This window comes from Actinoplanes sp. NPDC089786 (genome assembly GCF_040684855.1).
GTDB lineage: Bacteria > Actinomycetota > Actinomycetes > Mycobacteriales > Micromonosporaceae > Actinoplanes.
The window spans coordinates 163,072-188,905 of the sequence record NZ_JBFBGU010000014.1 but is presented as its reverse complement, the minus strand read 5'-3'; the positions used below and the strand labels follow the sequence as shown (position 1 = coordinate 188,905).

The window sequence follows — 25,834 nt, the reverse complement described above, 5'->3', positions numbered from 1 at the left end:
GGTTCATTCGTAGTGGTAGCGGCAGGAGATGACGGCGATCTCGGCCGGCTCGACGGCGTAGATCAGGCGGTGTACCAGTGAGACGGGGTCAGCGGGCGTGGGGGACGCGGCCGGTCAGGCGCTGCCAGAGCCAGCTCGACGGGACGGAGCGGGCGCGAAGGACGTACTCGCTGACGGCGTCGTTGGTCATCGTGTCGGCCAGGTGGCGGCGGGCCGACGGGCGGCCGATCAGCAGGAGTTGATCGCCCGGGGTGACGGGGGTGTCGTCGCCGGGGGCGAGGATCGTGGCGCCGGTCTCGCGCATCAGCAGGAGGGGCACCACGGCCAGGGGGCGGTCGCGCTGGTGCGGGCTGCGTAGCAGGTCGGCCAGTCGGGCCTCGCCTCCGCGCAGCCAGGAACCCAGCGCGGGCGCCTCGCGGCTGGTCAGCGCCACCTTCCAGACCTCGCCCAGGCGGCCGCCGCACTGGTGCCGCAGGCGGTCGACCAGGCCGGTCGCCCACTCGTCGCTCTCGGACAGCATGTTCTGGAGGAAGCGCCACAGCAGCGGGGTGCTCAGCTGCGCGTAGACCTCGCGGGCCATGACCTCGGTGGGCACCATGAGCCAGTCGGCGTCGACCGCGGTGAACAGCGGGGCGTCGGCGGGGCGGTTCTGGCGGGCGGCGATGAACAGGTCCGGGTTGATCTTGCGGGCGGCGGCGATGAGGGAGAGGTTCGTGGTGTCGTTGTGGGTGCCCGCGACCAGGCCGACGGCCTGGTCCAGCTCGGCGCGGGCGATCACCTCCGGGTCGGACGCGTCGCCCACGATGATGTCGGGGCCGGCGTCGGGGTCGAGGTCGATGATGGTCACCTCCAGGCCCTCGGCTCGCAGGTCGGCGGTGAGTTCCCGGCCGAACCGGCCGTGGCCGCACACCACCCAGCGGCCGGTCGCCGGGGCCTTCCCACGCTCCGGCAGGTCGGCCCCGGGCCCGCTGACCAGCCACGACATCAGCTGGTAGGAGGACGGCGCGTGCAGCGCCAGCCGGAGGTGGTCGCCGAACCGGTCGAACGGGTTGACCACGGTCGGCGTCCCGAAGGCCTTCATCCGGTGGGCGATGGTCGGCGAGGTGGTGCGTGCGATGACGCGTACGTCGGGCCGGACGAGCGCGGCCGTCATCGTCACCAGCAGGTTGACCTCGTCATCGTCGGTGAGCGCGAGCACGCCCTCGCAGCGCGGGTGTTCGAGCCCAGCCATGCCCAGGGTGTGCGGGTCGCGGGCGTCGGCGGCCAGGCCGGGCACGTCGGCGTGGTACTGGTCGACGTCGAGCGAGTCGACGCGCTCGGACGAGGTGTCGAGCACGACGAAGCGGCGGCCCAGCGCGTCCAGCGACCGGCCCAGCAGGCGCCCGGTCTGCCCGTACCCGACGACCAGCAGGAAGGGCTCACGCAGCCGGGCCACCCTGCGGGTGAAGCGTTGCAGCGCGAGCGCCTGCCGGAAGGCCCGGTCCTGCAGCAGCGTGAGGAGCGACCCGATCGCGTACGCCCAGCCGATCACCGTGAAGTAGATGGTGGCCATCACCCAGAGCCGCTGCGCACTGGTGAAGGGGTGCGGGATCTCCCCGTACCCGATGGTGGTCGCGGTGTAGCTCATGAAGTAGAACGCGTCGAAGAAGCCCATCCGGGTCGGCTGCCCGGCCGCGTCCCGCCCGGGGATCAGCGACAGGCCGAGGACGCTCACCGCGAAGATCAGGATCAGGACGATCAGCGGTACGCGCATCCGGCGCAGGATGAGGAAGATCGTCGGCGAGTTCTCCCGGCCGCGCATGGGGTGGCCGCGCCGGGCGGTCATCGGCGATGGAAGGACACGGTCTCGATGACCAGCAGGACCACCGAGACGAGGTTGGCCAGCAGCGCGCCGCCGGACAGCGACACCACGCTCGCCATGGCCTGCGGGTCGAGGCCGGCCGAGGAGATCTGGCTGGCCCAGGCCCAGGCCAGCGCCGCCGCGATCAGCTGGAGGTCGGCCACGAGGCTGGTGGCCAGGTGGACCGCGCCGATCTGGGTGCGGTCGCCGAACTTGAGCACGGTGGCGATCAGGCTGACGACGACCGCGGCGAACAGCTCGTAGACGTTGTGCAGCGCCGGGTCGGACAGGTCGCCGATGAAGAAGCCGAAGTTGAGCGTCGCGGCGAGCAGGACGAAGAATCCGAAGATGACCTTTTCCAGGCTCACCCGGTCACCGTACCGTCGGCGACCTCCAGATGCCGGGTGGTGTGGACGGCTTCGAGCATGCGGCGGTCGTGGGTGACCAGCAGGAGCGTGCCGGTGAACGAGGACAGGGCCTGCTCCAGCTGCTCGATGGCGGGCAGGTCGAGGTGGTTGGTGGGCTCGTCGAGGACCAGCAGGTTGACGCCCCGGGCCTGGAGAAGGGCCAGGGCGGCCCGGGTGCGTTCGCCGGGGGAGAGGGTGGCCGCGGGGCGGCGGACGTGGTCGGCGCGCAGGCCGAACTTGGCCAGCAGGGTGCGTACATCGGCATCGTTGAGTTCGGGCACCACGTTGCCGAAGGCCCTGGTCAGCGGCTCGCCGCCGAGGAACAGGCCGCGGGCCTGGTCAACCTCGCCGACCACCACGCCGGGGCCGAGGCGGGACTCGCCGGCCTCCAGCGGGAGGCGGCCGAGCAGGGCGGCCAGCAGGGTGGACTTGCCGGAGCCGTTGGCGCCGGTGATCGCCACCCGGTCGGCCCAGTCGATCTGCAGGGTGACCGGGCCCAGGGTGAAGGCGCCGCGGCTCACCACGGCGTCGCGCATCGAGGCGACGACCGCGCCGGATCGGGGGGCGGCGGCGATCGTCATGCGGAGGTCCCACTCCTTGCGGGGCTCGTCGACGACCTCCAGGCGCTCGATCAGCTTCTCGGTCTGTCGCGCCTTGGCCGCCTGCTTCTCGCTGCTCTCGACCCGGAACGCCTTGACGTTCTTGTCGGGATCGGTGGCCTTCCGCCTCGCGTTGCGGACGCCCTTCTCCATCCAGGCCCGCTGGGTACGGGCGCGTTCGAGCAGGTCGTCCTTCTTCTCGGCGTACTCGTCGTATTCCTCCCGCGCGTGCCGGCGGGCCCGCTCGCGTTCCTCCAGGTACGCCGCGTAGCCACCGCCGTAGAGCCGGACCTGCTGTTGCGCCAGGTCGAGCTCGAGCACCTCGGTGACCGTCCGGGCGAGGAACTCGCGGTCGTGGCTGACCAGCGCCACCCCGGCGCGCAGGCCGGTGACGAACTCCTCCAGCCGGCGCAGACCGTCCAGGTCGAGGTCGTTGGTGGGTTCGTCGAGCAGCACGACGTCGAAGCGGCTGAGCAGCAACGACGCCATGCCGGCGCGGGCCGCCTGGCCGCCCGAGAGGGCGGTCATCGGGTGCTCGGGAGCCACGTCCAGCGCGAGGGACGCCAGCGCCATGGGAAGGCGTTCGTCCAGGTCGGCGCCGCCCAGACCGAGCCAGCGGTCGAGTGCCGCAGAGTAGGCGTCGCCGGAGTCGGCGGAGGAATTGGCGAGGGCGGCCGCCGCCGCGTCCATCGCCTCCTGGGCCGGGCCGACCCCGGTGCGCCGGTGGAGGAAGTCGCGCAGCGTCTCGCCCTCGCGGCGCTCGCGTTCCTGGGGCAGGTAGCCGACCGTCGCCGTGGGCGGGCTCAGGGTCACCGTGCCGGCGGCCGCGGGGAGCAGGCCGGCCAGGGTTCTCAGGAGCGTGGTCTTGCCGGCGCCGTTCGCGCCGACCAGGCCGATCACGTCGCCGGGGGCGATGACCAGGTCGAGGTCGGCGAACAGGCTCTTGTCGCCGTGCTCGGCGGCGAGGTTGCGGGCGATCATCGTGGCGCTCATGTCAGGTTCGATGCTAGTGAGCCCGGCGACCGAGTTTTCGCGGGCGGTGACGATCGCGGAGTAGCTTTCTTCGAGTGACAGACGCGCCAACCGCGATGATTCCGGAAACACCCTCCGACCTGCCGCGCACCCTGGGCGAGCTGCGGGCCTCCGGCCACGAGTTCCGCACCGTCAAGGAGGAGCTGCGCGACAACCTGCTCCAACGGCTCCGCAGCGGCGCGCCGCGCTTCCCGGGCATCGTCGGGTACGACGACACGGTGCTCCCCGAGGTCGAGCGCGCGCTCCTGGCCGGCCACGACATGGTCCTGCTGGGCGAGCGCGGCCAGGGCAAGACCCGCCTGATCCGGGGCCTGATCGACCTGCTCGACGAGTGGACCCCGATCATCGAGGGCTCCGAGCTGCGCGAACATCCTTACCTCCCGCTCACCCCGGCGTCCCGGCGGCAGCACGACGAGATGGGCGACCTGCTGCCGGTGGGCTGGCTGCACCGCTCCGAGCGGTACGGCGAGAAGCTCGCCACCCCGGACACCAGCGTCGGCGACCTGATCGGCGACGTCGACCCGATCAAGGTGGCCGAGGGCCGCGCGCTCGGCGACCCCGAGACCATCCACTTCGGCCTGGTCCCACGCACCAACCGGGGCATCTTCGCGGTCAACGAGCTGCCCGACCTGGCCGAACGCATCCAGGTGTCGCTGCTCAACGTGCTCGAGGAGCGTGACATCCAGGTCCGCGGCTACCAGCTCCGGCTGCCGCTCGACCTGCTCCTGGTGGCCAGCGCCAACCCCGAGGACTACACCAACCGCGGCCGCATCATCACGCCGCTCAAGGACCGTTTCGGCGCCGAGATCCGCACCCACTACCCGCTCGAGGTGGAGCTGGAGGTGGCGCTGATCCGGCAGGAGGCGGCGCTGGCCGCGTCCGTCCCCGAGCACCTGATCGAGACGCTGGCCCGATACACGCGTGGGGTCCGCGAGTCGCCGGCGGTGGATTCCCGGTCGGGCGTGTCGGCCCGGTTCGCGATCGCCGCGGCCGAGACGGTCGCGGCCAGCGCGCTGCGCCGGGCGGGGCTGCGCAACGAGAGCGAGGCGGTGGCGCGGGTCTGCGACACCGTGTCGGTCACGTCCACGCTGCGCGGCAAGGTCGAGTTCGACAGCGGCGAGGAGGGCCGGGAGACCGAGGTGCTGGCCCACCTGCTGCGGGTGGCCACGGCCGAGACGTTCCGGGCCCGGCTGGCCGGCCTCGACCTGTCCGGCTTCACCGAGCTGGTCTCCGAGGGCGCGATCATCGAGACCGGCGACCTGGTGTCGGCCGAGGAGCTGCTGGCCCAGATCGGCACCGTGCCCGGCCTGGCCAAGGTGCTCGACCGGCTCGGGCTGGGCGACGCGCCGAGCCCGGCGCAGGCGGCCTCCGGCATCGAGTTCGTGCTGGAGGGCCTCCACCTGACCCGGCGGCTGGCCAAGGAGTTCACCGACGACGGCCGCACCCTCTACGGGAGCTGACATGAGCGGGAGCGGGGAGGCTACGGCCTCGACCACGACGGCGGACGATCGCCGAGCCGCGGAGCGGGGTGGGCAATGAGTGGGAACCGATTCCGGTACGGGGCCTGGCGGGACGGGCCCGACCCGCTCGCCGCGCCGTACGACGTGCGCGGCGCGGTGGACGAGGTCGGCGAGCGGGTGCTGGCCGGCGAGAACCTTCGGGACGCGCTGCGCGATCTGCTGCGGCGCGGGCCGCGGGACGGCCGCGGGCTCGACGACCTGTACGCCAAGGCGCGCCGGATGCGCCGGGACGCGCTGCGCCGGGGCAACCTGGACGGCGCGGTGACCCGGGCCCAGCAACTGCTCGACCAGGCCCTGGCGGCCGAACGCGAGGAGCTGGGCCGGCGCGGCGACGACGACAACGCCCGGTTCGCCGAGGCGATGCTCGACAACCTGCCCCGGTCGACCGCGCAGGCGGTGCAGGAGCTGTCCGAGTACGACTGGGCCAGCGACGAGGCGCGCCAGACGTACCAGCAGATCTTGAATGGCCTGCGGCAGGAGGTCATCGAGCAGCGCTTCGCCGGGATGAAGCAGGCGCTCCAGGGCAACGACCCGGCCGCGAACGCCCGGATCTCCGAGATGCTCACCGACCTCAACGACCTGCTCGGGCGGCACGCCCGCGGCGAGGACACCGAGGACGCGTTCCAGCAGTTCATGGAGAAGCACGGCGAGTTCTTCCCCGAGCAGCCGGGGAACATCGAGGAGCTGGTCGACTCGCTGGCCCGGCGGGCCGCGGCGGCCGAGCGGCTGATGCGGTCGCTGAGCCCGCAGCAGCGCGAGGAGCTGGCCCAGCTGATGGACCAGGCGCTCGGCGACGGCCCGCTGCGGGGCCAGCTGTCCGAGATGACCGATAATCTCCGCGCGCTGCGGCCCGGCCTGAACTGGGGGCGCGGCGAGCGGATGCGGGGGTCCGAAGATCTGGGGTACGGCGACGCGACGGCCGCCCTCGGCGAGCTGGCCGACCTGGACGACCTGCTGGAACAGCTCGGCCAGGAGCATCCGGGGGCGACCCTGGACGACGTCGACGTGCAGGCGGTGGAGCGGCAGCTCGGCCGATCGGCGGCGGACGACGTGCGGCGGCTGCGCGAGCTCGAGCGGGAGATGCGCCGGCAGGGCTGGGTGACGCGGGACGACGAGGGGCTGACCCTGTCGGCCAAGGCGTTGCGGCGGCTCGGCCGGACGGCTCTGGCCAAGGTCTTCTCCGACCTGTCGGCCAAGCAGCGCGGCCAGCACGACCTGCGCGACGCCGGGGCGGCCGGCGACCTGACCGGCTCGTCGCGACGCTGGACGTTCGGCGACGAGCAGCCGCTCGACGTGGTGCGCACGATCGGCAACGCGGTGCGGCGCCGCGCGTCCGGCCGCTCCACGGCGACGCTGCCGGTGCGGTTGCAGCCGGACGACTTCGAGGTGGCGGAGACCGAGCGCCGGGCGTCCGCGGTGGTCGCCCTGTGCGTCGACCTGTCGTACTCGATGTTCGCCGACGGCCGCTGGGGCCCGATGAAGCAGACCGCGCTGGCCCTGTCCCACCTGGTCGAGACCCAGTTCCCGCAGGACTCGCTGCAGATCATCGGCTTCGGCCCGCTGGCCATGACGCTGTCGCAGAGCGAGCTGGCCGCGATCGAGCCGAACATGGAGAAGGGCACCAACCTCCAGCACGCGCTCAAGCTGGCCGGCCGGCACGTGCGCAAGCACCCCGGCTCCGAGCCGGTGGTGCTGGTGGTGACCGACGGCGAGCCGACCGCCCACCTCGACGACGACGGGCAGCCGTTCTTCTGGTGGCCCACGCTGCCCGAGACGGTGGAGGCCACGGTGCGTGAGGTCGACCAGCTCACCCGGTACGGCGCGACGCTCAATCTGTTCATGCTCGGGGAAGATCCGGGACTGCGGCGGTTCGTGGACGCGGTGGCGCAGCGCAGCGGGGGCCGGGTGTTCAGCCCGGACGTCGAGGAGCTGGGACGGTACGTGGTCGACGACTACGTGCGGTCACGACGAGGACGTGGATGACCGTGCCTCGCGTGTCGGGGAGCGCAGGCTGGTTATAGTGGCTCGGCGAGTGGCCGGAGCGTGCGTTTACCCGAGGGGGTTCGGGTGGCCCGGTGATGAGCGTCGGGGGAGAGGGAGTCGCGATGTCGCAGCAACCGTCTGCGCACGCGCCTGTAGTCGCGTCCCGGCGCATCTGGACCGTTCCGAACGTCATCAGCTTCATCCGGCTGCTCGGCGTGCCGCTCTTCCTCTACCTGCTGCTCGGGCCCGAACATGACATCGCCGCGGTGATCGTGCTGGTGGCCGGGGGCACGACCGACTGGGTGGACGGCTACGCGGCACGCCGCCTCAACCAGGTCAGCCGGCTCGGTGAGCTGCTCGACCCGTTCGCCGACCGGCTCTACATCCTGGCCACGCTGATCGGCTTCACGCTGCGCGAGGTGGTGCCGTGGTGGCTGACCGCGGCCCTGCTGATGCGCGAGGTGGTGCTCGGCGTCGGGCTGCTGGTGCTGCGCCGGTACGGGTACGGGCCGCCGGCCGTGCACTACGTCGGCAAGACCGGCACGTTCGTGCTGCTCGCGGCGTTCCCGCTGGTGCTGCTGAGCCAGGCCCTGCCGGGGTCCGAGCACTGGCTCGGCCCGACCGGCTGGGGCCTGATGTGGTGGGCGCTCGCGCTCTACTGGGCGGCCGCGGTCTTCTACTGGGTCCAGACGATCGGCCTGGTCCGCGCCGAACGCCGGGCCGAGCGGGCCCAGGACACCGACGGCACCGGGCCGGGGGCGCCGACCGGGCCCGCGGCGGTCACCGGATGACGGCCACGGGTGGCGGGGAACGCCGCACGTTCACCCCCGACTTTCTGACCGAGCTGTTCCGGAACCCGCTCGACCCCGGGTACGCCGACGCGGCCGAACGCAAGGCGCGTGGCGAAGGCCCGTCACCGAACGCGCGGAAGACCTACCGGACGATCATGGCGGTCACCCTGGTCTTGCTGGGTGTGCTGCTGGTGATGGCCTACCGGCAGACGATGGAGGACGAGCCGGCCCGCACCCGCGCCCACGCCACCCTGGTCGAGCAGGTGCAGGACCGCCGCGTCAGCAACGGCGAGCTGCAGGAACGCGCCGAGTCGCTGCGGGCCGAGGTGGCCGGCCTGCGCGAGCGCGAGCTGGGCGGCGCGGCCGTGCAGCGGCTGCGTGACCTGGAGGCGGCCACCGGGCTGGCGCCGGTGCGGGGCAGCGGGGTCCAGGTGACGCTGGCCGACGGGGCGACCACGATCAACCCGGTCACCGGCGACCGGCGGACCGAGGCGCAGGTCAAGGACACCGACCTCCAGCTCGCGTCGAACGCGCTGTGGGCGGCCGGCGCCGAGGCCATCGCGATCAACGGGGAGCGGCTGACCGCGACGTCCACGATCCGGCAGGCGGGCGAGGCGATCCTGGTCGACTTCCGGCCGGTGACCTCGCCGTACGAGATCGTCGCGCTCGGCCCGGACGACCTGGAGAGCGAGTTCCGGGACGGGTACGCGGGCCGGTTCTTCGCCGAGCTCGTCAAGCGGTACGGGATGTCGTTCGACGCGGCCGAGGTCGACGACGTCACGCTGGACGCCGCCACCGAGCTCAAACTGCGGGTCGCCAAGCCGATCACGCCCCTTGTCCCTTCGTCCTCACCGTCGGAAGGCGGCCGATGATCGCCGTACTCGCCCTGATCGCCGGTGTCGTGCTCGGCATCGTGTTCCACCCGACCGTGCCGCCGGGCCTGCAGCCGTACCTGCCCATCGCGGTGGTGGCGGCCCTGGACGCGGTCTTCGGCGGGGTGCGCGCCCAGCTCGACGGGATCTTCGACGACAAGCAGTTCGTCGTCTCGTTCGTCTCGAATGTGCTGGTCGCGGGCCTGATCGTCTATCTCGGCGACCAACTTGGCGTGGGCGGCCAGCTCTCCACCGGCGTGGTGGTCGTCCTCGGCGTCCGGATCTTCGGCAACGTGGCCGCCATCCGCCGGCACCTGTTCCGGGCCTAGGCGCGATGACCGATCCCGACAAGAAACCCGAACCCGAGGCGACGGGTACGGCCGGAGGCGAGCTGCCGCTGGCCGGCCGGATGCCCGCCCTGCCCGGGGAGTCGCGCGCGTCGATCCGCCCGCCGGAGCCGGCCGACACGCCCGGGACCGCGGAAGATGATCCATCTAACAAACCGACGGTCTCGCTGACGCGTTCCGAGCTGGTCGCCGGCCCGGGCGACGGCCCGACGACCCGCGTCGAGCGACCTCAGCCGGACGACGGCGAGACCCGCCGGCTGGTGCCACCACCGACGGTCACCGCCCCCGACGAGGAGCCCACGGTCATCACCCCGACGGCCGGCGCGACCGGGACCGGCGGCCGAGCGGAAGCCGCGCCGCAAGGCGCGGGTGACGACCAGGCCGCGGACCCGGCTGGGCGGGAGGTGTCGGCGTCACCCGAACCGGTGAACGCCGTCGACATTGCTGACCAGGCCGTTGACGGGGAGCCGACTGGCGTACCCATAAAAAGCGAGACCCGAGCCGCGAAGAAGTGGACATCGGGTGGGGCTTTGATCGCGGTGTTGCTGGCGTTGTTCGGGTTCACCCTGGTGGTCCAGCTGCGCAGCAACAACACCGATGAGGGGCTGGCGTCCGCGCGGCAGGAAGACCTGGTGCGGATCCTGTCCGACCTCGAGTCGCAGGACGCCCGGCTCCAGCAGGAGATCACCGCGCTGGAGACCTCACAGCGGAAGCTGACCTCGGGCGTGGCCGGGCGGGAGGCGGCGCTGGCCGAGGCCGACCGGCGCGCCGAGGAGCTGGGGCTGCTGGCCGGCACGCTGCCGGGACAGGGGCCGGGCCTGCGGATCACCATGGTCGGGGTGAAGGCGTCCGGCGTGCTGAACGCGGTGCAGGAGTTGCGCGGCGCCGGCGGCGAGGTCATGCAGGTGCAGGGGAGTGGCGGTCAGCCGGTGCGGATCGTGGCCTCCACCTACTTCGTCGACGCGCAGGAGGGCGGGATCGCGGTCGACGGGGAGCGGATGGCCGGGCCGTACACACTCTCCGTGATCGGCCCGCCGCAGACGATGGAAACCGCGCTCAACATCCCGGGTGGGGTGGTCGCGTCCGTGGAGGGTGACGGCGGTAGCGTACAGGTCGAGCGCCGCGAGGTGGTCGACGTGACCGCCCTGCGCAAGGCGACCACCCTGCAGTACGCACGACCGGTCTCCTGACCGACCAGGCCGGTGTCACTACGGAGGAATGTGTGATTCCTGAGGACCTGCGGTACACGTCCGAGCACGAGTGGGTGGCCTCGGACGGCAGCGGGCCGGTGCGGGTGGGCATCACCCACTTCGCGCAGGACGCGCTGGGCGACATCGTCTACGTGCAGTTGCCCGACGAGGGCACCGAGGTGCGGGCCGGTGACTCGATCGGCGAGATCGAGTCGACCAAGAGCGTGTCCGAGCTCTACGCGCCGATCGCCGGCACGGTGGTGTCGCGCAACGCGACGCTGGCCGACGAGCCGGAACTGATCAACGCGGAGCCGTACGCCGCGGGCTGGCTGGTGGAGATCGCTCCGGCCGATCCGGCGTCGGTGGACGCGTTGCTCGACGCGGCCGGATACCGGGCCCTGACCGAGAACTGAGTCTCCCGCGCGTCCGGTTGTCCGTCGATCCACGGCTGACTAGGCTCGCGTGGCACGTGTAGAACTTGTTATCTCTTCGAAACCTATAGTCGTGTGTCCGGCGTCCCGGACAGCGGCCGTGGGCAGCCGCGTCTGGGCGCCCCGGGTCGCCAGGGGGCACGACCCGCGACAGATCCGTGAGGTGGTCCATGACGCGCCCAGACGACGAGTTTCCCCCACTCGACGTCACGTCCACGCTCAACCTCGGTGCGCTCGACGAGGTGCTCGATGGGCCGGAGACGGACGTTGTCCCGAGCCGGATGTCCGGCTCGCTGCCGCCCGGCATGGCCCTGCTCGTCGTACGCCGGGGGCCGAACGCGGGCGCCCGGTTCCTGCTCGACCACGACGTGACGACCAGCGGCCGGCACCCGGACAGCGACATCTTCCTGGACGACGTGACCGTGTCGCGCCGGCACGCGGAGTTCCACCGCGACCAGGGCACCTTCACGGTGCGTGATGTCGGGTCGTTGAACGGGACGTATGTCAACCGCGAGCGGGTCGAAGCCGCGACGCTCAGCAACGGCGACGAGGTGCAGATCGGCAAGTTCCGTCTCGTGTTCATCGCCGGACCCCGGCCGGAGGGCGAGGGCGGCCAGGCGTGACGTCGGCGGGGGCAGCCGCACGCGACCCGGGATCAGCACGCCCGGGCCGCGATGTCGTGCTGATGAGTATCGGTGAGGTGCTTGCTCAGCTCCGCACCGAATTCCCCGACACGACCATCTCCAAGCTGCGGTTCCTCGAGGCGGAAGGCCTCGTCGACCCGCAGCGGACGCCGTCCGGCTACCGGAAGTACTCGCAGGACGACGTGAACCGGCTGCGGTTCGTGCTGACCGCGCAACGTGATCAGTACCTGCCGTTGCGGGTCATCCGGGAGCAGCTGGACAAGCAGGAACTGGAGCCTCCGCAGCGACCCGCTCTGGTCGCCGTCGGGGCCGCCGGTTCCACGCGTGCGGCCGATCCCGCGGACACCCGAGTTCCGCGGGCGGAGCTGCTGCAACGCACCGGGGTGAGCGACGAGATGCTCACCGAGCTGGAGCGGGCCGGGCTGGTGACGGCCCGGCCGCCCGGCTGGTACGACGGCGACCAGGTGGTGATCGTCGAGGCGGTGGCCGGCCTGGCCCGGCACGGCCTCGAACTGCGTCACCTGCGTGCTTTCCGGGCCGGCGCCGACCGCGAGGTCGGCTTGTTCACCCAGCTGCTGGCGCCGCTGGTGCGACAGCACGATCCCGGGGCCCGGGCCCGGGCCGCGGAAACCGCGCGTGAGCTGCAGGCGCTGTCACAGCGGTTGCACGCCGCACTGGTGCGTGCGGGGCTGCGCAACGAATTGGGCCGGTGAAACCCCCGCCGAGGGGCATGCCGCAGCAGACGGACACGGACGGCGTGCGTGTACCGTGCAGGAGTAGGGCAGTCGTTGGAAAGTGCGGCGGCGATGACATCGACACACGGAGGCGGCGGTGCGCGAGCTGAGCGTGGTCGGGGTTCGGGTGGAGCTGCCCAGCAACCAGCCGATCGTTCTGCTCAGAGAGGTCGACGGGGACCGTTACCTGCCGATCTGGATCGGCGCGGTGGAGGCTACCGCCATCGCGTACGAGCAGCAGGGCGTGAAGCCGGCCCGGCCGTTGACCCATGATCTGCTGCGGGACATCCTCGCGGCCCTTCAACAGCCGTTGAAGGCCGTGGAGATCATCGAGCTGAAGGACAACGTGTTCTACGCCGATCTGCTGATCGGTGACAGCCTGCGGGTGTCCGCGCGGCCGAGCGACTCGATCGCCCTGGCGTTGCGGGTGGGTGCTCCGATCCGGTGCGCCGACCAGGTGCTGACCGAGGCCGGCATCGTGATCCCGGACGAGCAGGAGGACGAGGTCGAGAAGTTCCGCGAGTTCCTCGACCAGGTTCGCCCCGAGGACTTCGCCGGATAATCCGGCACGCATCGGGGCAAAGGCCCCGGTCGTCCGTACGCGGCGTGTCGCAGTATTACCTCCCTGTTTCCCGCTCGGCTGAGATATAGGCTCATGGAGTCTCAGTCGGTGGCATGGGGAGGTAGTCGCATGCACGATCAGCCTCTTGAAGGGCCCCAGGTCGGCGAGGACGGTTCCGTCGGCTATCGAGGGGTGACCGCCTGCCACGCGGTCGGCATCAGCTACCGCCAGCTCGACTACTGGGCGCGGACCGCGCTGGTGGTGCCCAGCATCCGGGACGCGTCCGGCTCCGGCACCCAGCGCCTCTACTCGTTCCGCGACCTGGTCGTCCTCAAGGTGGTCAAGCGCCTGCTCGACGCCGGGGTGTCGCTGCAGAACATCCGCAAGGCGATCGAGACGCTGCGCTCGCGTGGGGTGGAAGACCTGGCCGGCATCACGCTGATCTCGGACGGGACCACGGTGTACGAGTGCCGCTCGCCCGAAGAGGTCGTCGACCTGCTCCAGGGCGGCCAGGGTGTGTTCGGCATCGCCATCGGCGGCGCGTTCAAGGAGATCCAGGGCTCGCTGACCAACCTGCCGGCCGAGCCGGCCTCGCCCCAGCCGGTGGGCACCGACACCTCGGCCGAGCCCGCCGCGGGTGACGAGCTCGCCGCTCGCCGGGCCCGCCGCCGCGCCGGCTGACCGTAGTGTCGCTGCGGTGACGCACATCGCCGACAGCCACGATGCCGACGCCGGCAACACGGTGATTGTCATCGAACATCACCAGGCGGTGATGGCACACGCCGATTGGATCATCAACCTCGGTCCCGGCGCGCGCGCCGACGGTGGCCGGGTGGTGTTCACTGGTACGCCGTCCGAGCTGGTCAGCGGGCCGGAAACGCTCACCGCGAGACATCTTCGGGAGTACGTCGGCAACTGAGGCAGCCCGACACGCGGGACGGAATGTGACTGCGGGTATCGACGTGTGCGATCCTTCCCCGGTCTTTTCCACCCCCTGTCCGGCCGCGGAGGTCTCCCGTGTCGTTCGTCTACGCGATCCTGGCGTTTCTGATCGGTCTGCTCGTCGGATGGTTGGTGTGGGGGAGGCGTGCCGCGACGACCCCGGCCGCGTCCGCCGCGCCGGCGTCCGAGGCGGCTGTTGCCGCGCCTTCCTCCGTGCCGGAGGCGGCTTCTCCCGCGCCCGAAACGGCTTCTCCCGCGCCGGAAGCGGTGACCGTGGCGGTCGAGCCGGTCCCGTCCGAGACGATCGAGCCGGTCGAGGACGAGCCCGCTTCGTCGCCGAAGCCGCACCTCTCCGCCGGCCTGGTCGAGGAGACCACGCCTTCGCCGGAGCCCGAGCCTGAGACCGCCCCGGTCCCGCGTCCGGGCGAAATCTCGTCCGCGCCGGTCGAGGAGCCCGAGCCGGTCGCCCGGCCGCACGAGATGGCGGTCGCCCCGGTCGCTGAGCCTGCTCCGATCGCTGACCCCGCACCGATCGCTGACCCAGCACCGATTGCTGAGCCTGCTCCGGTTGCTGAGCCTGCTCCGGTTGCTGAGGCTGCTCCGGTTGCTGAGGCCGCGCCGGTCGCCGCGGTGCCCGCCCAGCGCATCGCCGTCGGCGACGACCTCAAGCGCCTGGAAGGCATCGGCCCCAAGATGGCCGCCGCGCTGCACGCCGCCGGGATCACCACCTACGGCCAGCTGGCCGTGGCCGACGACGCCGCGATCCGCTCGGCGATCACCACGGCGAAGCTGCGCCGCCCGGCCACCGCGGGCACCTGGCCGCGCCAGGCCGCCCTGCTCGCCGAGGGCGACGAGGCGGGCTTCACCGCGCTCGCCCGTACGCTGAAGAGCCGTACCTGACCCTGGCAGTTTCTTGGAGCTCGATGTCCGAATATCGCTCGGACAATCACCGCGACGGCCCCTAGATTCGTGGCATGCCTGATCGACAACGGGCGGTCGCTCTAGGGGCCGCCGCGGTGACCGTCCTGTTCTGGGCGTCCGCCTTCGTCTCCATCCGCAGCGCCGGCTCGGCCTATTCGCCGGGCGCGCTGGCCCTGGGCCGGTTGGGCACGGCGGCGCTGCTGCTGGGCGGGTGGGCGCTGATCCGCCGGGTGGGCTGGCCCGATCGCCGGGCCTGGCCGGGCATCCTGACCTCGGGGCTGCTCTGGTTCGGCGGCTACATGGTGTTCCTGAACTGGGGCGAGCGCCTGGTCGACGCGGGCACCGCCGCGCTGCTGGTGAACATCGGCCCGATCCTGATCGCGCTGCTCGGCGTGTGGCTGCTGCGCGAGGGGGCGCCCCGGTCGCTGTGGTTCGGCATCGCGGTGTCGTTCGCCGGCACCGTGGTGGTCGGGCTGTCGATGTCCGCGGGCGGCGGGTCGTCGCTGCTCGGCGTGCTGCTGTGCGTGCTGGCGGCGATCACCTACGCGATCGGGGTGGTCGCTCAGAAACCGGCCCTCCGGTACGGTAGCGCGCTGCAGATCACCACCTACTCCACGCTCGTCGCCACGGTCGCGTTGCTGCCGTTCGCCGGCCGGCTCGCCGGCGAGGTGGCCGGCGCGCCGCTGCCGGCCACGCTGAACATGATCTACCTGGGGGTCGGTCCGACCGCGATCGCGTTCACCACCTGGGCGTACGCGCTGGCGCGCACCACCGCGGGCAAGCTCGGCGCCACCACCTACGTGGTGCCGGCGCTGGTCGTGTTCATGTCGTGGCTGTTCCTGGACGAGGTGCCCGGCTGGCTCACGCTGGCCGGTGGGGCGCTGTGCCTGGCCGGGGTGGCGGTGTCCCGTCGCCGGTCCGCTTCAGACGGTCGAGCAGAAGCGCCAGCGGCGGCCACCCCTCCCGTCCCCGCCGAGCCACCGCCCACGCCCGCATCCGCACCTCGGGACCGCTGAGCCGGACCAGCCGCACGCCCGGCTGCGGTGGCCGGTCGACCGGCAGCAGTCCGATGCCCATTCCGGCCACCAGCAGGTCCTGCAGCAGGATCAGGCTGTCGGCCTGGTGCACGAAGCGCGGGGTGAAACCCATCATCGAACCGAGCGTGCGTACGACGTCCTGCTCGGCCGGGTTGCGCGAGTTGACGATCCAGTCCTGGGCGCCCAGGTCGAGGTCGTCCGGCGCGTCGGCCGGGACCCCCAGCCACCACACGTTCTCCCACAGCGGCCAGGCCAGCAGCGACGCGTCGAAGGTGGCCGGGGCGAGGTTGTAGTCGTACACCAGGGCCAGATCGATCTCGTCGGAGGCCAGCAACGCGAACTGCTCGCCCGGCTCGTACTCGCGGATGGCCACGCCGACCCCCGGGTGGGTGGGCCGGAGGGCGGCCAGGATCGGCAGGAGCGTACGGCGGATCGCGGTCGCGAAGCCGGACACCCGCACCGTGCCGACCGGCTCGGCGGCCGGGTCGAGGTCGAGGCGGGCGGCGTCGACCGCGGCCAGAATGGTCACGCCGTGCGCGGCCAGCCGCCGCCCCGCCGGGGTGAGCCGCACGTTGCGCCCGTCCGGCTCGATCAGCGTGGCCCCGACCTCCTTGGCCAGCGCCGCCACCTGCTGCGACACGGTCGAGGTGGTGATACCCATCTCGTCCGCGACGGCCCGCATCGACTTTCGCCGTTCCAGCTCGATCAGTATTCGCAGGCGGCGGGTCTCCATCGCTCCATCGTCCGGTAATCATGAATGGTTTGTCCACCAAAAGCACGTGGACGTGAACGATTATTCAAGGTGAACTGGCGGACATGACGAACAACGCCCGTTCCGGTTCGCTGCTGGCCCTCGGCTCGATGGCCCTGGTGCAGCTCGGCATCGCGGTGTCCGTCGGCCTCATCGACCGGATCGGCGCCGACGGCACGGCCTGGCTCCGGCTGGCCTGGGCCGGCGTGCTGCTGCCGCTGCTGGTCCGCCCCCGCCTGCGCGGCGTGCCGCGGAAGGTTCTGCTCAACGGCGTTCTGCTGGGCGTGGTGACCGCCGGAGTCACCATCCTCTTCACCAACGCGGTGGCCCGGCTGCCGATGGGCACGGCCAGCGCCCTGGAGTTCCTCGGCCCGCTCGGCGTGGCCGTGTTCCGGGGCTCCGGCCGGGCCCGGCTGTGGGCCCTCCCGGCCGCCGCCGGCGTGGTGCTCCTGACCGAGCCCTGGCACGGCGGCGCCGACCCCATCGGCGTGGCGTTCGCCCTGGCCGCCGCGGTCTGCTGGGCCGCGTACATCGTCCTGACCCAACGGGTCGGCGACGCGCTACCCGGCCTCACCGGCCTGGCCGTCTCGATGCCGGTCGCCGGCATCGCGGCGACCCTGGTGGCCGGCCCGTCGGTCCTCGGCCACCTGAGCCCGTCGTTGCTGCTGGCCGGCGCCGGCCTGGCCCTGCTGCTGCCGGTGATCCCGTTCAGCCTGGAGCTGCTGGCCCTGCGCCGCCTGACAACCGCCGCCTTCGGCACCCTGATGGCCCTGGAGCCGGCCTTCGCCCTGCTGATCGGCCTGCTCGTGCTGAGCCAGACCCCCACGGCGATCGCGGTGGCCGGCATAGCTTTCGTGGTCCTGGCCGGCATCGGCGCCGAACGCACGGGCGCCCGCGTTGCCCCGTCCGCGGCACCCGCCCCATCGGCCGAGCCGAAGGAGGCCGCCGATCCCGAGGAGCCCGAGGAGCCCGCCGAGCCGGAAGGGACCGCCGAGCCCGCGCTGGCGTCTGAGCCGTCGCCCGCGCCGGCCGCGCCCGGCCCGTCGGTCGGGCCGGAAGAACCCGCCGAGCCTGCGCTGCGCGTCTGAGTCGGCACCCGCGCCGGCCGGGCCCGCGAAATGATCTTGATTTCGACGCGGCCACCGCCGCCGCCCCCACCCCTCTGGGTGGGCGGGAAGGTAGCACGCGGGCGGCGGGTCCGGCGGGCGCTGTCCACAGGAGACGGCGACTGTGGATGGGCGCCCGTGCTCCGCTACATTCGCGGGCGTGCAGATCCAGGTTCAGGAGGGCTCGCTCGCCGAGGCGCCGACCCACGATGCTTCAGGCATGGACCGGCGGGCGTTCGGGGAGTTCGTCGGGCCCGGGGGTGAGCTCGCCTCCTACGCGTTCGGGTGGGCCGACGCCGCCGAGCACCATGTCGGGCGGCTGACGGTCGGCATCGGGGCCGGGAATCCGGGCGGCGGGACGTTTCATGCCGTGGTGTTCGAGCATGAGGGCGGGCCCGCGTACTCGCTCACCGACGAGCCCTTCGAGCGGGTGCCCGAGGGCGGCCCGGATCTGAGCGCCGAGCAGGCCCGCGCCCACCCGGATCTGCCGTTCGTCTGGTGGGTCGCGGACCAGGTCATGGAGCGGGACCGGCGCGCCTGGTGGATGCGGCACTGGTTGCTGGGCACCACCTGCGTTCAGGCCGGCGAGGTCGGTCGTGAGCCCGTCCTTCGGGTGAGCCACGGCGCCGATGACGGGATGTGGCGGCTCGTCGGCGCGGCCGGCGCGGATGCCGGCGCGGCCAGGATCGTGCACCTGCACCACGCGGTCGAGCACGATCCCGGCCTGCTCGACGGGCTCGACCTGACCGCGGGGCAGAGCGCAGACCGCGACCGCCCGGGCGCGCCCTGGACCCGCCACTAGGACAGCGGCCGCCGGTAGAACAGCGGCGTCAGTGCTCGGCCTCCGAGAGCGGCCCGACGTCGATGCCCCGGATCGCGGCCGCGCCCAGTTCGTCCGAGGCGGCCAGGTCGACGGTGGCCTCGATGCCCCAGTCGTGGTCCTCGTCGGGGTCGGCGAAGACCTGCCGGACGCGCCACGTCGACGGGCCCGCCTCGATGTGCAGCAGCGCGGGGCCGCGGGCGTCGGGGCCGGTGCCGATCTGGTCGTACTCGTCGTAGTAGTCGGCCAGGGCGTCGGCCCAGCGGTCGGCCGTCCAGCCGGCCTCGCTGTCGAGGTCGCCCAGTTCGCCGGAGCGGCGCATGGCGGCCAGTTCGACGCGGCGGAACATCGCGTTGCGTACCAGGACCCGGAACGCCCGGACGTTGCGGGTGACCGCGGGCGGCTTGTCGTCGACGCGCGCCGCCGCCTCGTCGGAAGCGGGGTCGAAGGACGGGTCGCGCAGGCGTTCCCACTCGTCGAGCAGGCTGGAGTCGACCTGGCGGACCAGTTCGCCCAGCCACTCGATCAGGTCGGTCAGCTCCTCGGTGCGGGCCTCCTCGGGCACGGTCTGCCGCAGCGCCCGGTACGCGTCGGCCAGGTAGCGCAGCACCAGGCCCTCGGAGCGGGACAGGCCGTAGAACGACACGTACTCGGTGAAGGTCATCGCCCGCTCGTACATGTCGCGGACCACGGACTTCGGCTTCAGCTCGTGGTCGGCGATGTAGGGGTGGCCACGCTGGTACGTGTCGTAGGCCGCCTCGAGCATTTCCAGCAGCGGGCGGGGCCAGGTGACGTCCTCGAGCAGTTCCATCCGCTGCTCGTACTCGATGCCCTCGGCCTTCATCGCGTTGACGGCCTCGCCGCGGGCCTTCTGGCGCTGGGCCGACAGCACCTGCCGCGGGTCTTCCAGGGTCGCCTCGATCACCGACACGACGTCGAGCGGGTAGTCCGGTGACTCGCGGTCGAGCAGTTCCAGGCAGGCCAGCGCGAAGGGGGACAGGGCCTGGTTGAGCGCGAAGTCGATCTGGAGGTCTTCGACCAGGCGGTAGGTGCCGCCGGCCTTCTCGATGATTCCGCCGGCCAGGAGGGCGCGCGCGATGGCCACGGTGCGGCGGATGTGGCGGCGTTGCGCGGCCGGGTCCTCGTGGTTCTCCAGCAACAGGTGGCGCATGGCCGAGAACGAGTCGCCGCCGCGGCCGAGGACGTTCAGCAGCATCGCGTGGGACACCTGGAACGACGACGTCAGGGGCTCGGGCTCGGCCTCGATCAGCCGGTCGAACGTGGGCCGGCCGTAGCCGACGGAACCCTCCGGCGGCTTCTTCTTGACCACCTTGCGGCGCTTCTTGGGATCGTCACCGGCCTTGAGCATCGCCCGCTCGTTGTCGATCACGTGTTCCGGCGCCTGCACGATGACCGTGCCGACGGTGTCGTACCCGGCCCGGCCGGCCCGACCGGCGATCTGGTGGAACTCGCGGGCCTTGAGCAGCCGGGTCTTCACCCCGTCGTACTTGGACAGGCCGGTGAACAGGACCGTGCGGATCGGCACGTTGATGCCGACGCCGAGGGTGTCGGTGCCGCAGATCACCTTGAGCAGGCCGGCCTGGGCCAGGGTCTCCACCAGGCGGCGGTACTTGGGCAGCATGCCGGCGTGGTGCACGCCGATGCCGTGCCGGACCAGGCGGGACAGCGTACGCCCGAAGCCGGCGGTGAACCGGAAGTTGCCGATCGCCGCGGCGATCTTGTCCTTCTCCTCGCGCGTGCACATGTTGATGCTCATCAGGGCCTGGGCCCGTTCCAGGGCGGCGGCCTGGGTGAAGTGGACGATGTAGACCGGGGCCTGCCGGGTGTTCAGCAGTTCCTCGATCGTCTCGTGCAGCGGCGTCATGGCGTACTCGAAGAGCAGCGGGACCGGCCGATCGGCCGTGGCGACCACCGCGGTCGACCGGCCGGTGCGCCGCGAGAGGTCGTCGACGAAGCGGGTGGTGTCGCCGAGCGTGGCCGACATCAGCAGGAACTGCGCCTGGGGCAGTTCGATCAATGGCACCTGCCAGGCCCAGCCGCGGTCGGGTTCGGCGTAGAAGTGGAACTCGTCCATCACCACCTGGCCGACGTCGGCGTCCGGGCCCTCGCGCAGCGCCAGGTTGGCCAGGATCTCGGCGGTGCAGGCGATGATCGGCGCGTCCGCGTTCACGCTGGCGTCGCCGGTCAGCATGCCGACGTTGTGGGCGCCGAAGGTCGCGCAGAGGGCGAAGAACTTCTCGGACACCAGCGCCTTGATCGGGGCGGTGTAGAAGGTGGTGCGCTTGTCGGCCAGGGCGGCGAAGTGGGCGCCGGTGGCCACCAGGCTCTTGCCGGAGCCGGTCGGGGTGTTCAGGATGACGTTCGACCCGGTGGTGATCTCCAGGAGCGCTTCCTCCTGGTGCGGGTAGAGCGTCAGCCCCTGCTCGGTCACCCAGCCGGTGAAGGCGTCGAGGACGGTCTCGGGATCTGGGGTGCCGGGCAGGCGTTCGGTCAGGTTCATGATGATGTCCAGTCTATGGACACCGTGATGGCCGGGTACGAGCGCTCGTACCCGGCCATCACGGGGGACCCTTGCGGCGGGGTTACCGCATGATGCGGCCCATGGCGGCCGCCGAGGTGCTGGTGGAGGGGGCGTCGCCGCCGAGCGCGGAGTAGATCGGGCCGGCCACACCGGCGGCGAGGCCGGCGGCGGCGACGATGACGGCGATGGTGGAGCCGATTCGAGTACGCATCTGGGGAGCTCATTTCGCGTGAGGTGGGGGACCTGACACAAGATTGGGCGGCGCCGATTGCGACTTGGATGATGAGCGGGTGCTGATCGGTAGCAGCCCTAAAGTGAGCGACCGACTACTCATCGTGGCCAGTCGCGCAGGGTGAGACGCAGCGCCGCCACCTCGGCCGGGCCGAGCCCGTAGACCGCGAACCGGGCGTCGTCCAGCCGGTCCAGGTAGCGCCCGGCGTCGGCCAGGTCCTCGTCGTCCAGCGCCGGGTCGGCCGCCCGGGCCAGCGTGAGCACCCGGTCGAGCGGGTAGCGCTCCAGCGCCGCCGCCACGTCGATGTAGTCGCGGACCTCGCGCCGCCCGGCCAGCGCCGCCACCTTGGTCGCGACCAGGTCGTCCAGGTGCATGACGGGCCCGATGTCCATCACCACCGGCGCGCGGCGGCGGTCGAGCCGGCACAGCGTCAGGCGCAGCGCCCGGTCGCCGTCGGCCACCAGGAACTCGCGCAGGTGGTCGTCCATGCCGTCGAACATCTCGTCGGGCGCCTCGCGGGCCACCGCGTACCCGGCGCCGGCCAGCGCCGACGCCACCTCCTCGGCGGCCGCGGCCACGCCGTCCTCGGCGTCGGTGAACAGGTCGACGTCTTCGGTGGGGCGGCGGACCAGGCCGTTGACCAGCCAGGCGACGCCGCCGCCGAGGACGAAGCCGTGCTTGTCGGCCACGCCCAGGGCGATGCGGGCGACGTCGGTGAAGAAGTCGGTCACTTGCCGAGCGCGCGGTGGCGGGCTTCCCACGCCGCGCGTACGCCGCGGGGGAGGTTGAGCCGCGACCACACCCGCGCCAGCGTCGGCCCGTGCAGGTAGTTGCGCAGCTCGTCGGCGCGGACGGCCTCACGCAGCACGTTCTCGTACATCCACAGCAACTCGTCGGGCTGGTCGAGGTCGAACGCGCGCGGCGGGCCCCACCACAGACGCAGCGGCAGCTCGACCGGCCCGTGTTCGGGACCGGTCAGCTCGCGCAGGCTCCCGGCGACCACCACGGGCCGGTGCGGCCGCGCGAGGTGCACCACGGGGCTGGTCATGGGGACAGCGTATCCTGCGCGAACCCGTCGAGCAGCCGGCCACTGGCCGACCGACTCCACCAGACTTACCGGACGGTCAGAAATACCTTTACCTACCGATAGGTGATCAAACGCGGGAGGCGCGGCATGCACGCTCTGATCTCGGGCGCGAGCGTCGCCGGGCCGGTGCTCGCCTACTGGCTGCGCCGGCAGGGCTGGGACGTCACGGTGGTCGAACGGGCGGCGTCCATGCGGGCCGGCGACGGTGGGCACGCGGTCGACCTCTTCGGGCCGGCCGTCGAGGTCGTCGAGCGGATGGGCCTGAGAGCCTTGACGGCACGAGCGCCCGGCTCTCCGACGGCAGCACGGTGGAGGCCGACCTGGTCGTCGGCGCGGACGGGCTGCACTCCGGCGTACGCGGGCTGGCCTTCGGCCCCGAGCGCGACTACCGGCACTTCCTCGGGGCCTACCTCGCGGTCTACACCTTGCCCGACGTGCTGCACGCCGGGCCCACCGTGGCGTCGTTCGCCGCGCCGGGCCTCGCGGCGACCGTCTATCCGACCGCGACGGCCGGCCTGGCCGGGCCCTGTTCCTGATCCGGACGCCGATCGAGAACCTCACCCCGGCCGCCGCCCGGGACCTGATCGGCGACGCGTTCGGTCCGCGGCTGGCGCCGGTCCTGGAGCACTTCGGCCGGGCCGGCGACTTCTACTTCGACGAGATCGCCCAGATCCGGATGGCGTCCTGGTCGCGCGGCCGGGTGACCCTGGTCGGCGACGCCGGGTACGGCCCCGGCCCGGCGGTCGGCGGCGGCACCAGCCTGGCCGCGGCCGGGGCGTACGTGCTGGCGACCGAACTGGGCGACGGCCGTGACATCCCGGCCGCCCTGGCCCGTTACGAGGCCGCGCTGCGCGAGCCGGTCGGCCACGCCCGCCGGATCGGCCCGTCGGTGCTGGCCTCGATCGTCCCGGGCAGCCGCGCCCAGGTCTGGGCCATGGCCCAGACCATGCGCCTGCTCCCACGCCTGCCGGGTCCCGTCCGCAGCCGCCTGACCTCGTTCGGTGGTGGCCCGGCGGCCATGCTCAACGGCCTGGAGCTGCCGCCGGCCCGGTGAGGCGGACGCGGACGACCAGGTCGTGCAGGGCGCCGACCGCGTCGGGGTCGGGCTGGTCGGGCAGCCGGGACGCGTCGCGGGCGGCCTCCAGGTCGGTGCGCAGACGGGCCACGTCGTGGTCGAGGGCCGCTCGCACGTCCGGCGGGAACGGGCCGTGCTCGGCCGCGCGCTTGGCCGCGATCAGGTCGGGCACGTAGGCCGGGGCGTCCAGTTCCCGCAGGTCGGCGACCACCTCGCCGGTGCGCATCAGGTGGCGGCCGGTCAGCAGCACGCGCAGCAGGTAGAGCGCGGGCTTGAGCTCGCCGGTCTTGGCGAACAGCTTCTCCTGCGTCGCCGCGAAGCCCAGGTAGTGGTAGGCGTGGTTGCGGGTGACCAGGCGCGGCGCCAGGGCGGTCAGCTCGGCGTGCACGGGCGTGGTCACCACCACCAGCGGGGACAGCAGTTGCTCCAGCACGTACCCGTTGCGGCTGTTCAGAAGGCGGGCGAACTTGAGCAGGTCGTGGCTGACCAGGTCGAGCTCGACGCCGTCGCGGAGGCCGTCGGCCTGGAGCGTCTGGGGGCCGGTGCGCAGGCCGACCACCTCGGCGGCGGGCAGCACGTGGCTGGCGCGCAGGTCGAGGTCGGAGTCGACGGACGCGAAGCCGTACAGGTGTGCGCCGCTCACGGTCGCGAAGACCAGGGGATAGGGCAGGTCGGTGGCGATCTGGCCGGCCCACTCCGGCACTTCGGTGGTCATTGCAGGCCCCTTTCGCGTACGCCGATGAGCACCTGATCGATCGTCTCGCGATCCGGCCGATCGGGCAGCCGGGTTTCCGTCGCGGCCGCGGCCAGGTCGGCGAGCAGTTCCGTGGCCCAGTCGGCCCAGGGCGCCTCGCCGTGCTTGATCGCGAGCAGCCGGTCCCGCAGTGGTGACACGTCGACCAGGATGTCGCCGGTACGCAACACATGGGCCCCGGCCAGCAGCAGCCGGATCATGTGCATCGCCTGCTTGTGGTTGACCACGCCGGTGCGCTCGCGGCGGGCCTCGACCCGGGCCAGCTGGTCGCGCGCGTAGTTGCCGTAGGTTTCGGCCACCCGCCGCGACAGGAACGCCCGCCGCGCGTCCCGCAGCGCCCGCCCGTCGGAGGTGATCGTCTCGATCAGCGGCGAGAAGAGCACCTCCAGCACCGTCGGGTTGGCCTGCGCGGCGAGCGTGCAGAACCGCTCGATCTCCCAGGAGAACTCCTCGTCGCGGGGGCCGTCGAGGTGGGTCGGCGGCTTGTCCAGCCGCCAGAACAGCCGGGTGGGCGCGGCGAACACACCCCGCCGGTCGTGGTCGGAGCCGGGGCCGTCGAGCCCGTAGGCCCGGGACCCGACCACGACCGACAGGATCGTGTGCTCGGGGACGAAGGACGTCACAGGTCCAGGACCGTGCCGTCGATCGCGTCGAGCTCGGCCGGGCTGAACGACAGGTTGCCCAGCGCGCCGATGTTGGCCTCCAGCTGGGCCACGCTCGACGCGCCGATGATCAGGCTGGTCATCCGCGGGTCGCGCAGCGCCCAGGCCAGCGCCAGCTGGGCCAGCGACTGGCCGCGGCCCTGGGCGATGTCGTTCAGCGAGTGCAGCCGGCCCATCGTCCTGGCGTCCAGCGCGTCCTCGTCGAGGAAGACGCTGGTGCGCACCCGGGAATCGTCCGGGATGCCCTGGAAGTAGCGGTCGGTGAGCAGGCCCTGCTGGAGCGGGCTGAACGCGATGCAGCCGGCGCCGGCCGACTCGAGCGCGTCGAGCAGGTGGTCGCGCTCGATCCAGCGGTTCAGCATCGAGTACGACGGTTGGTGGATCAGCAGCGGCGTGCCGAGCTCGGCCAGGATCGCGGCGGCGCGGGTGGTCTGCTCGGCGGTGTAGTTGCTGATCCCGACGTACAGCGCCTTGCCGGCCCGGACCACCGCGTCGAGCGCGGCCATCGTCTCCTCCATCGGGGTGTCCGGGTCGGGCCGGTGGTGGTAGAAGACGTCGACGTAGTCCAGGCCCATCCGCCGGAGCGACTGGTCCAGCGACGAGACCAGGTACTTCCGCGAGCCCCACTCGCCGTACGGGCCCTCCCACATGTGGTAGCCGGCCTTGGTGCTGATGACCAGCTCGTCCCGGTACGGCGCGAGGTCGCTCGCGAGCAGCCGGCCGAAGTTCGACTCGGCGCTGCCGGGCGGCGGCCCGTAGTTGTTGGCCAGGTCGAAGTGGGTCACGCCGAGGTCGAACGCGCGCCGCACGATGGCTCGCTGGGTCTCGAGCGGCCGGGTGTCGCCGAAGTTGTGCCAGAGGCCGAGCGAGACCGCGGGCAGGCGCAGGCCGCTGCGGCCGGCCCGGCGGTAGGTCATCGTCTGGTAGCGGTCGTCCGCCGCGTGGTAGGTCAC

The 25,834-nt window shown here is 72.1% G+C and carries 27 protein-coding genes and 2 pseudogenes; 18 read left to right on the top strand and 11 right to left on the bottom strand.

The genetic code is table 11. The annotated features are described in order from the left end of the window. Positions 1 to 88: 88 nt before the first annotated feature. From AB0O15_RS31825 to AB0O15_RS31815, 3 genes are read right to left on the bottom strand one after another with little or no spacing between them, the layout of a single operon-like run. On the bottom strand, positions 89 to 1,825 hold the full coding sequence (locus AB0O15_RS31825) for a potassium channel family protein (RefSeq protein ID WP_364326040.1): 1,737 nt from the start codon (positions 1,823 to 1,825) through the stop codon (positions 89 to 91). Next, positions 1,822 to 2,208, bottom strand: coding sequence for a DUF6394 family protein (locus AB0O15_RS31820; protein ID WP_364326037.1), 387 nt, complete (start codon positions 2,206 to 2,208; stop codon positions 1,822 to 1,824). Before AB0O15_RS31820 ends, AB0O15_RS31825 begins: the two co-directional genes overlap by 4 nt. Next, positions 2,205 to 3,839, bottom strand: coding sequence for an ABC-F family ATP-binding cassette domain-containing protein (locus tag AB0O15_RS31815; RefSeq protein WP_364326034.1), 1,635 nt, complete (start codon positions 3,837 to 3,839; stop codon positions 2,205 to 2,207). Before AB0O15_RS31815 ends, AB0O15_RS31820 begins: the two co-directional genes overlap by 4 nt. Positions 3,840 to 3,913: 74 nt before the next feature. Here AB0O15_RS31815 and AB0O15_RS31810 point away from each other — a divergent pair, with 74 nt between their 5' ends. The 14 genes and pseudogenes from AB0O15_RS31810 to AB0O15_RS31745 all read left to right on the top strand — a co-directional run bounded on the left by AB0O15_RS31810 (position 3,914) and on the right by AB0O15_RS31745 (position 15,831). Then, on the top strand, positions 3,914 to 5,338 hold the full coding sequence (locus tag AB0O15_RS31810) for a sigma 54-interacting transcriptional regulator (protein ID WP_364326031.1): 1,425 nt from the start codon (positions 3,914 to 3,916) through the stop codon (positions 5,336 to 5,338). Positions 5,339 to 5,413: 75 nt separating this feature from the next. Next, positions 5,414 to 7,381 carry a hypothetical protein gene (locus AB0O15_RS31805; protein ID WP_364326028.1) on the top strand — a complete coding sequence of 656 codons (1,968 nt, stop codon included), beginning with the start codon at positions 5,414 to 5,416 and terminating at the stop codon, positions 7,379 to 7,381. Positions 7,382 to 7,503: 122 nt separating this feature from the next. After that, a complete protein-coding gene (locus AB0O15_RS31800; RefSeq protein WP_364326025.1) occupies positions 7,504 to 8,172 on the top strand; it encodes a CDP-alcohol phosphatidyltransferase family protein in 669 nt (222 codons plus the stop codon). Then, positions 8,169 to 9,044 (top strand): DUF881 domain-containing protein, encoded by an 876-nt coding sequence (locus AB0O15_RS31795; RefSeq protein ID WP_364326022.1) that lies wholly within the window; start codon positions 8,169 to 8,171, stop codon positions 9,042 to 9,044. The genes AB0O15_RS31800 and AB0O15_RS31795 overlap by 4 nt, the downstream gene beginning before the upstream one ends. Continuing rightward, entirely contained in the window at positions 9,041 to 9,373 is a 333-nt protein-coding gene (locus tag AB0O15_RS31790) for a small basic family protein (RefSeq protein WP_285686975.1), read from the top strand. Before AB0O15_RS31795 ends, AB0O15_RS31790 begins: the two co-directional genes overlap by 4 nt. A gap of 500 nt (positions 9,374 to 9,873) precedes the next feature. Then, positions 9,874 to 10,581: a DUF881 domain-containing protein gene (locus tag AB0O15_RS31785; protein ID WP_364326185.1), complete on the top strand. Its 708-nt coding sequence runs from the start codon at positions 9,874 to 9,876 to the stop codon at positions 10,579 to 10,581. A gap of 32 nt (positions 10,582 to 10,613) precedes the next feature. After that, positions 10,614 to 10,994: a glycine cleavage system protein GcvH gene (gene gcvH, locus AB0O15_RS31780; protein WP_364326018.1), complete on the top strand. Its 381-nt coding sequence runs from the start codon at positions 10,614 to 10,616 to the stop codon at positions 10,992 to 10,994. 188 nt (positions 10,995 to 11,182) lie between these two features. Beyond that, a complete protein-coding gene (locus AB0O15_RS31775) occupies positions 11,183 to 11,635 on the top strand; it encodes an FHA domain-containing protein (RefSeq protein ID WP_285686973.1) in 453 nt (150 codons plus the stop codon). Between the two features lie 62 nt (positions 11,636 to 11,697). Next, positions 11,698 to 12,369, top strand: coding sequence for a MerR family transcriptional regulator (locus AB0O15_RS31770; protein ID WP_364326014.1), 672 nt, complete (start codon positions 11,698 to 11,700; stop codon positions 12,367 to 12,369). Positions 12,370 to 12,487: 118 nt separating this feature from the next. Then, positions 12,488 to 12,952, top strand: a complete 465-nt coding sequence (locus tag AB0O15_RS31765) for a bifunctional nuclease family protein (RefSeq protein WP_364326011.1) — start codon at positions 12,488 to 12,490, stop codon at positions 12,950 to 12,952. Between the two features lie 129 nt (positions 12,953 to 13,081). Further along, the gene (locus AB0O15_RS31760) at positions 13,082 to 13,633 is read left to right on the top strand and encodes a MerR family transcriptional regulator (protein ID WP_364326008.1); all 552 of its coding nucleotides are present in this window, start codon (positions 13,082 to 13,084) and stop codon (positions 13,631 to 13,633) included. Positions 13,634 to 13,685: 52 nt separating this feature from the next. After that, positions 13,686 to 13,871, top strand: a pseudogene (locus AB0O15_RS31755) (hypothetical protein); the annotation flags it as partial. A 98-nt stretch (positions 13,872 to 13,969) separates the two neighbouring features. Next, positions 13,970 to 14,794: a helix-hairpin-helix domain-containing protein gene (locus AB0O15_RS31750; protein WP_364326005.1), complete on the top strand. Its 825-nt coding sequence runs from the start codon at positions 13,970 to 13,972 to the stop codon at positions 14,792 to 14,794. A 74-nt stretch (positions 14,795 to 14,868) separates the two neighbouring features. Beyond that, on the top strand, positions 14,869 to 15,831 hold the full coding sequence (locus tag AB0O15_RS31745; RefSeq protein WP_364326003.1) for a DMT family transporter: 963 nt from the start codon (positions 14,869 to 14,871) through the stop codon (positions 15,829 to 15,831). Here AB0O15_RS31745 and AB0O15_RS31740 read toward each other — a convergent pair. After that, positions 15,794 to 16,585 (bottom strand): annotated as a pseudogene (locus AB0O15_RS31740) (LysR family transcriptional regulator); the annotation flags it as partial. The gene AB0O15_RS31745 and the pseudogene AB0O15_RS31740 sit on opposite strands and share 38 nt — an antisense overlap. An 83-nt stretch (positions 16,586 to 16,668) precedes the next feature. Between AB0O15_RS31740 and AB0O15_RS31735 the strand changes: the two are divergent. Together AB0O15_RS31735 and AB0O15_RS31730 are read left to right on the top strand one after the other, a co-directional pair. Continuing rightward, positions 16,669 to 17,691, top strand: a complete 1,023-nt coding sequence (locus AB0O15_RS31735; protein WP_364326000.1) for an EamA family transporter — start codon at positions 16,669 to 16,671, stop codon at positions 17,689 to 17,691. 178 nt (positions 17,692 to 17,869) lie between these two features. Next, positions 17,870 to 18,511 (top strand): hypothetical protein, encoded by a 642-nt coding sequence (locus AB0O15_RS31730; RefSeq protein WP_364325997.1) that lies wholly within the window; start codon positions 17,870 to 17,872, stop codon positions 18,509 to 18,511. 28 nt (positions 18,512 to 18,539) lie between these two features. On the opposite strand, the gene AB0O15_RS31725 is transcribed toward AB0O15_RS31730, so the two are convergent. The 4 genes from AB0O15_RS31725 to AB0O15_RS31710 form a co-directional block, all read right to left on the bottom strand. Continuing rightward, on the bottom strand, positions 18,540 to 21,050 hold the full coding sequence (locus AB0O15_RS31725) for a DUF3516 domain-containing protein (RefSeq protein ID WP_364325994.1): 2,511 nt from the start codon (positions 21,048 to 21,050) through the stop codon (positions 18,540 to 18,542). Between the two features lie 82 nt (positions 21,051 to 21,132). Beyond that, positions 21,133 to 21,282 (bottom strand): hypothetical protein, encoded by a 150-nt coding sequence (locus AB0O15_RS31720; protein WP_364325991.1) that lies wholly within the window; start codon positions 21,280 to 21,282, stop codon positions 21,133 to 21,135. Between the two features lie 119 nt (positions 21,283 to 21,401). Then, positions 21,402 to 22,034, bottom strand: coding sequence for a nucleotidyl transferase AbiEii/AbiGii toxin family protein (locus AB0O15_RS31715; protein ID WP_364325988.1), 633 nt, complete (start codon positions 22,032 to 22,034; stop codon positions 21,402 to 21,404). Continuing rightward, positions 22,031 to 22,351 (bottom strand): hypothetical protein, encoded by a 321-nt coding sequence (locus AB0O15_RS31710; protein WP_364325985.1) that lies wholly within the window; start codon positions 22,349 to 22,351, stop codon positions 22,031 to 22,033. The genes AB0O15_RS31715 and AB0O15_RS31710 overlap by 4 nt, the downstream gene beginning before the upstream one ends. Before the next feature lie 347 nt (positions 22,352 to 22,698). Between AB0O15_RS31710 and AB0O15_RS31705 the strand changes: the two genes are divergently transcribed. Together AB0O15_RS31705 and AB0O15_RS31700 are read left to right on the top strand one after the other, a co-directional pair. Beyond that, positions 22,699 to 22,926 (top strand): hypothetical protein, encoded by a 228-nt coding sequence (locus tag AB0O15_RS31705; RefSeq protein WP_364325982.1) that lies wholly within the window; start codon positions 22,699 to 22,701, stop codon positions 22,924 to 22,926. Between the two features lie 140 nt (positions 22,927 to 23,066). Further along, positions 23,067 to 23,444 carry a hypothetical protein gene (locus AB0O15_RS31700; RefSeq protein WP_364325979.1) on the top strand — a complete coding sequence of 126 codons (378 nt, stop codon included), beginning with the start codon at positions 23,067 to 23,069 and terminating at the stop codon, positions 23,442 to 23,444. On the opposite strand, the gene AB0O15_RS31695 is transcribed toward AB0O15_RS31700, so the two are convergent. From AB0O15_RS31695 to mgrA, 3 genes are read right to left on the bottom strand one after another with little or no spacing between them, the layout of a single operon-like run. Then, positions 23,413 to 24,180, bottom strand: a complete 768-nt coding sequence (locus tag AB0O15_RS31695) for a nucleotidyltransferase domain-containing protein (RefSeq protein WP_364325976.1) — start codon at positions 24,178 to 24,180, stop codon at positions 23,413 to 23,415. The two genes, AB0O15_RS31700 and AB0O15_RS31695, sit on opposite strands and share 32 nt — an antisense overlap. Beyond that, complete coding sequence (locus AB0O15_RS31690; RefSeq protein WP_364325973.1) at positions 24,177 to 24,842, bottom strand: nucleotidyltransferase domain-containing protein; 666 nt, start codon at positions 24,840 to 24,842, stop codon at positions 24,177 to 24,179. The genes AB0O15_RS31695 and AB0O15_RS31690 overlap by 4 nt, the downstream gene beginning before the upstream one ends. Continuing rightward, the gene (gene mgrA, locus AB0O15_RS31685; protein ID WP_364325970.1) at positions 24,839 to 25,834 is read right to left on the bottom strand and encodes an L-glyceraldehyde 3-phosphate reductase; all 996 of its coding nucleotides are present in this window, start codon (positions 25,832 to 25,834) and stop codon (positions 24,839 to 24,841) included. The genes AB0O15_RS31690 and mgrA overlap by 4 nt, the downstream gene beginning before the upstream one ends.

What these genes read in the sequence shown, in the direction of transcription:
- AB0O15_RS31795 (WP_364326022.1), top strand. Translation starts at nt 8,169, where the DNA reads ATGACGGCCACGGGTGGCGGGGAACGCCGCACGTTCACCCCCGACTTT.
- AB0O15_RS31720 (WP_364325991.1), bottom strand. Translation starts at nt 21,282, where the DNA reads ATGCGTACTCGAATCGGCTCCACCATCGCCGTCATCGTCGCCGCCGCC.
- AB0O15_RS31695 (WP_364325976.1), bottom strand. Translation starts at nt 24,180, where the DNA reads ATGACCACCGAAGTGCCGGAGTGGGCCGGCCAGATCGCCACCGACCTG.
- AB0O15_RS31735 (WP_364326000.1), top strand. Translation starts at nt 16,669, where the DNA reads ATGACGAACAACGCCCGTTCCGGTTCGCTGCTGGCCCTCGGCTCGATG.
- AB0O15_RS31725 (WP_364325994.1), bottom strand. Translation starts at nt 21,050, where the DNA reads ATGAACCTGACCGAACGCCTGCCCGGCACCCCAGATCCCGAGACCGTC.
- AB0O15_RS31790 (WP_285686975.1), top strand. Translation starts at nt 9,041, where the DNA reads ATGATCGCCGTACTCGCCCTGATCGCCGGTGTCGTGCTCGGCATCGTG.
- AB0O15_RS31770 (WP_364326014.1), top strand. Translation starts at nt 11,698, where the DNA reads ATGAGTATCGGTGAGGTGCTTGCTCAGCTCCGCACCGAATTCCCCGAC.
- AB0O15_RS31815 (WP_364326034.1), bottom strand. Translation starts at nt 3,839, where the DNA reads ATGAGCGCCACGATGATCGCCCGCAACCTCGCCGCCGAGCACGGCGAC.
- AB0O15_RS31710 (WP_364325985.1), bottom strand. Translation starts at nt 22,351, where the DNA reads ATGACCAGCCCCGTGGTGCACCTCGCGCGGCCGCACCGGCCCGTGGTG.
- AB0O15_RS31745 (WP_364326003.1), top strand. Translation starts at nt 14,869, where the DNA reads ATGCCTGATCGACAACGGGCGGTCGCTCTAGGGGCCGCCGCGGTGACC.
- AB0O15_RS31805 (WP_364326028.1), top strand. Translation starts at nt 5,414, where the DNA reads ATGAGTGGGAACCGATTCCGGTACGGGGCCTGGCGGGACGGGCCCGAC.
- AB0O15_RS31825 (WP_364326040.1), bottom strand. Translation starts at nt 1,825, where the DNA reads ATGACCGCCCGGCGCGGCCACCCCATGCGCGGCCGGGAGAACTCGCCG.
- AB0O15_RS31775 (WP_285686973.1), top strand. Translation starts at nt 11,183, where the DNA reads ATGACGCGCCCAGACGACGAGTTTCCCCCACTCGACGTCACGTCCACG.
- AB0O15_RS31700 (WP_364325979.1), top strand. Translation starts at nt 23,067, where the DNA reads ATGGCGTCCTGGTCGCGCGGCCGGGTGACCCTGGTCGGCGACGCCGGG.
- AB0O15_RS31760 (WP_364326008.1), top strand. Translation starts at nt 13,082, where the DNA reads ATGCACGATCAGCCTCTTGAAGGGCCCCAGGTCGGCGAGGACGGTTCC.
- AB0O15_RS31800 (WP_364326025.1), top strand. Translation starts at nt 7,504, where the DNA reads ATGTCGCAGCAACCGTCTGCGCACGCGCCTGTAGTCGCGTCCCGGCGC.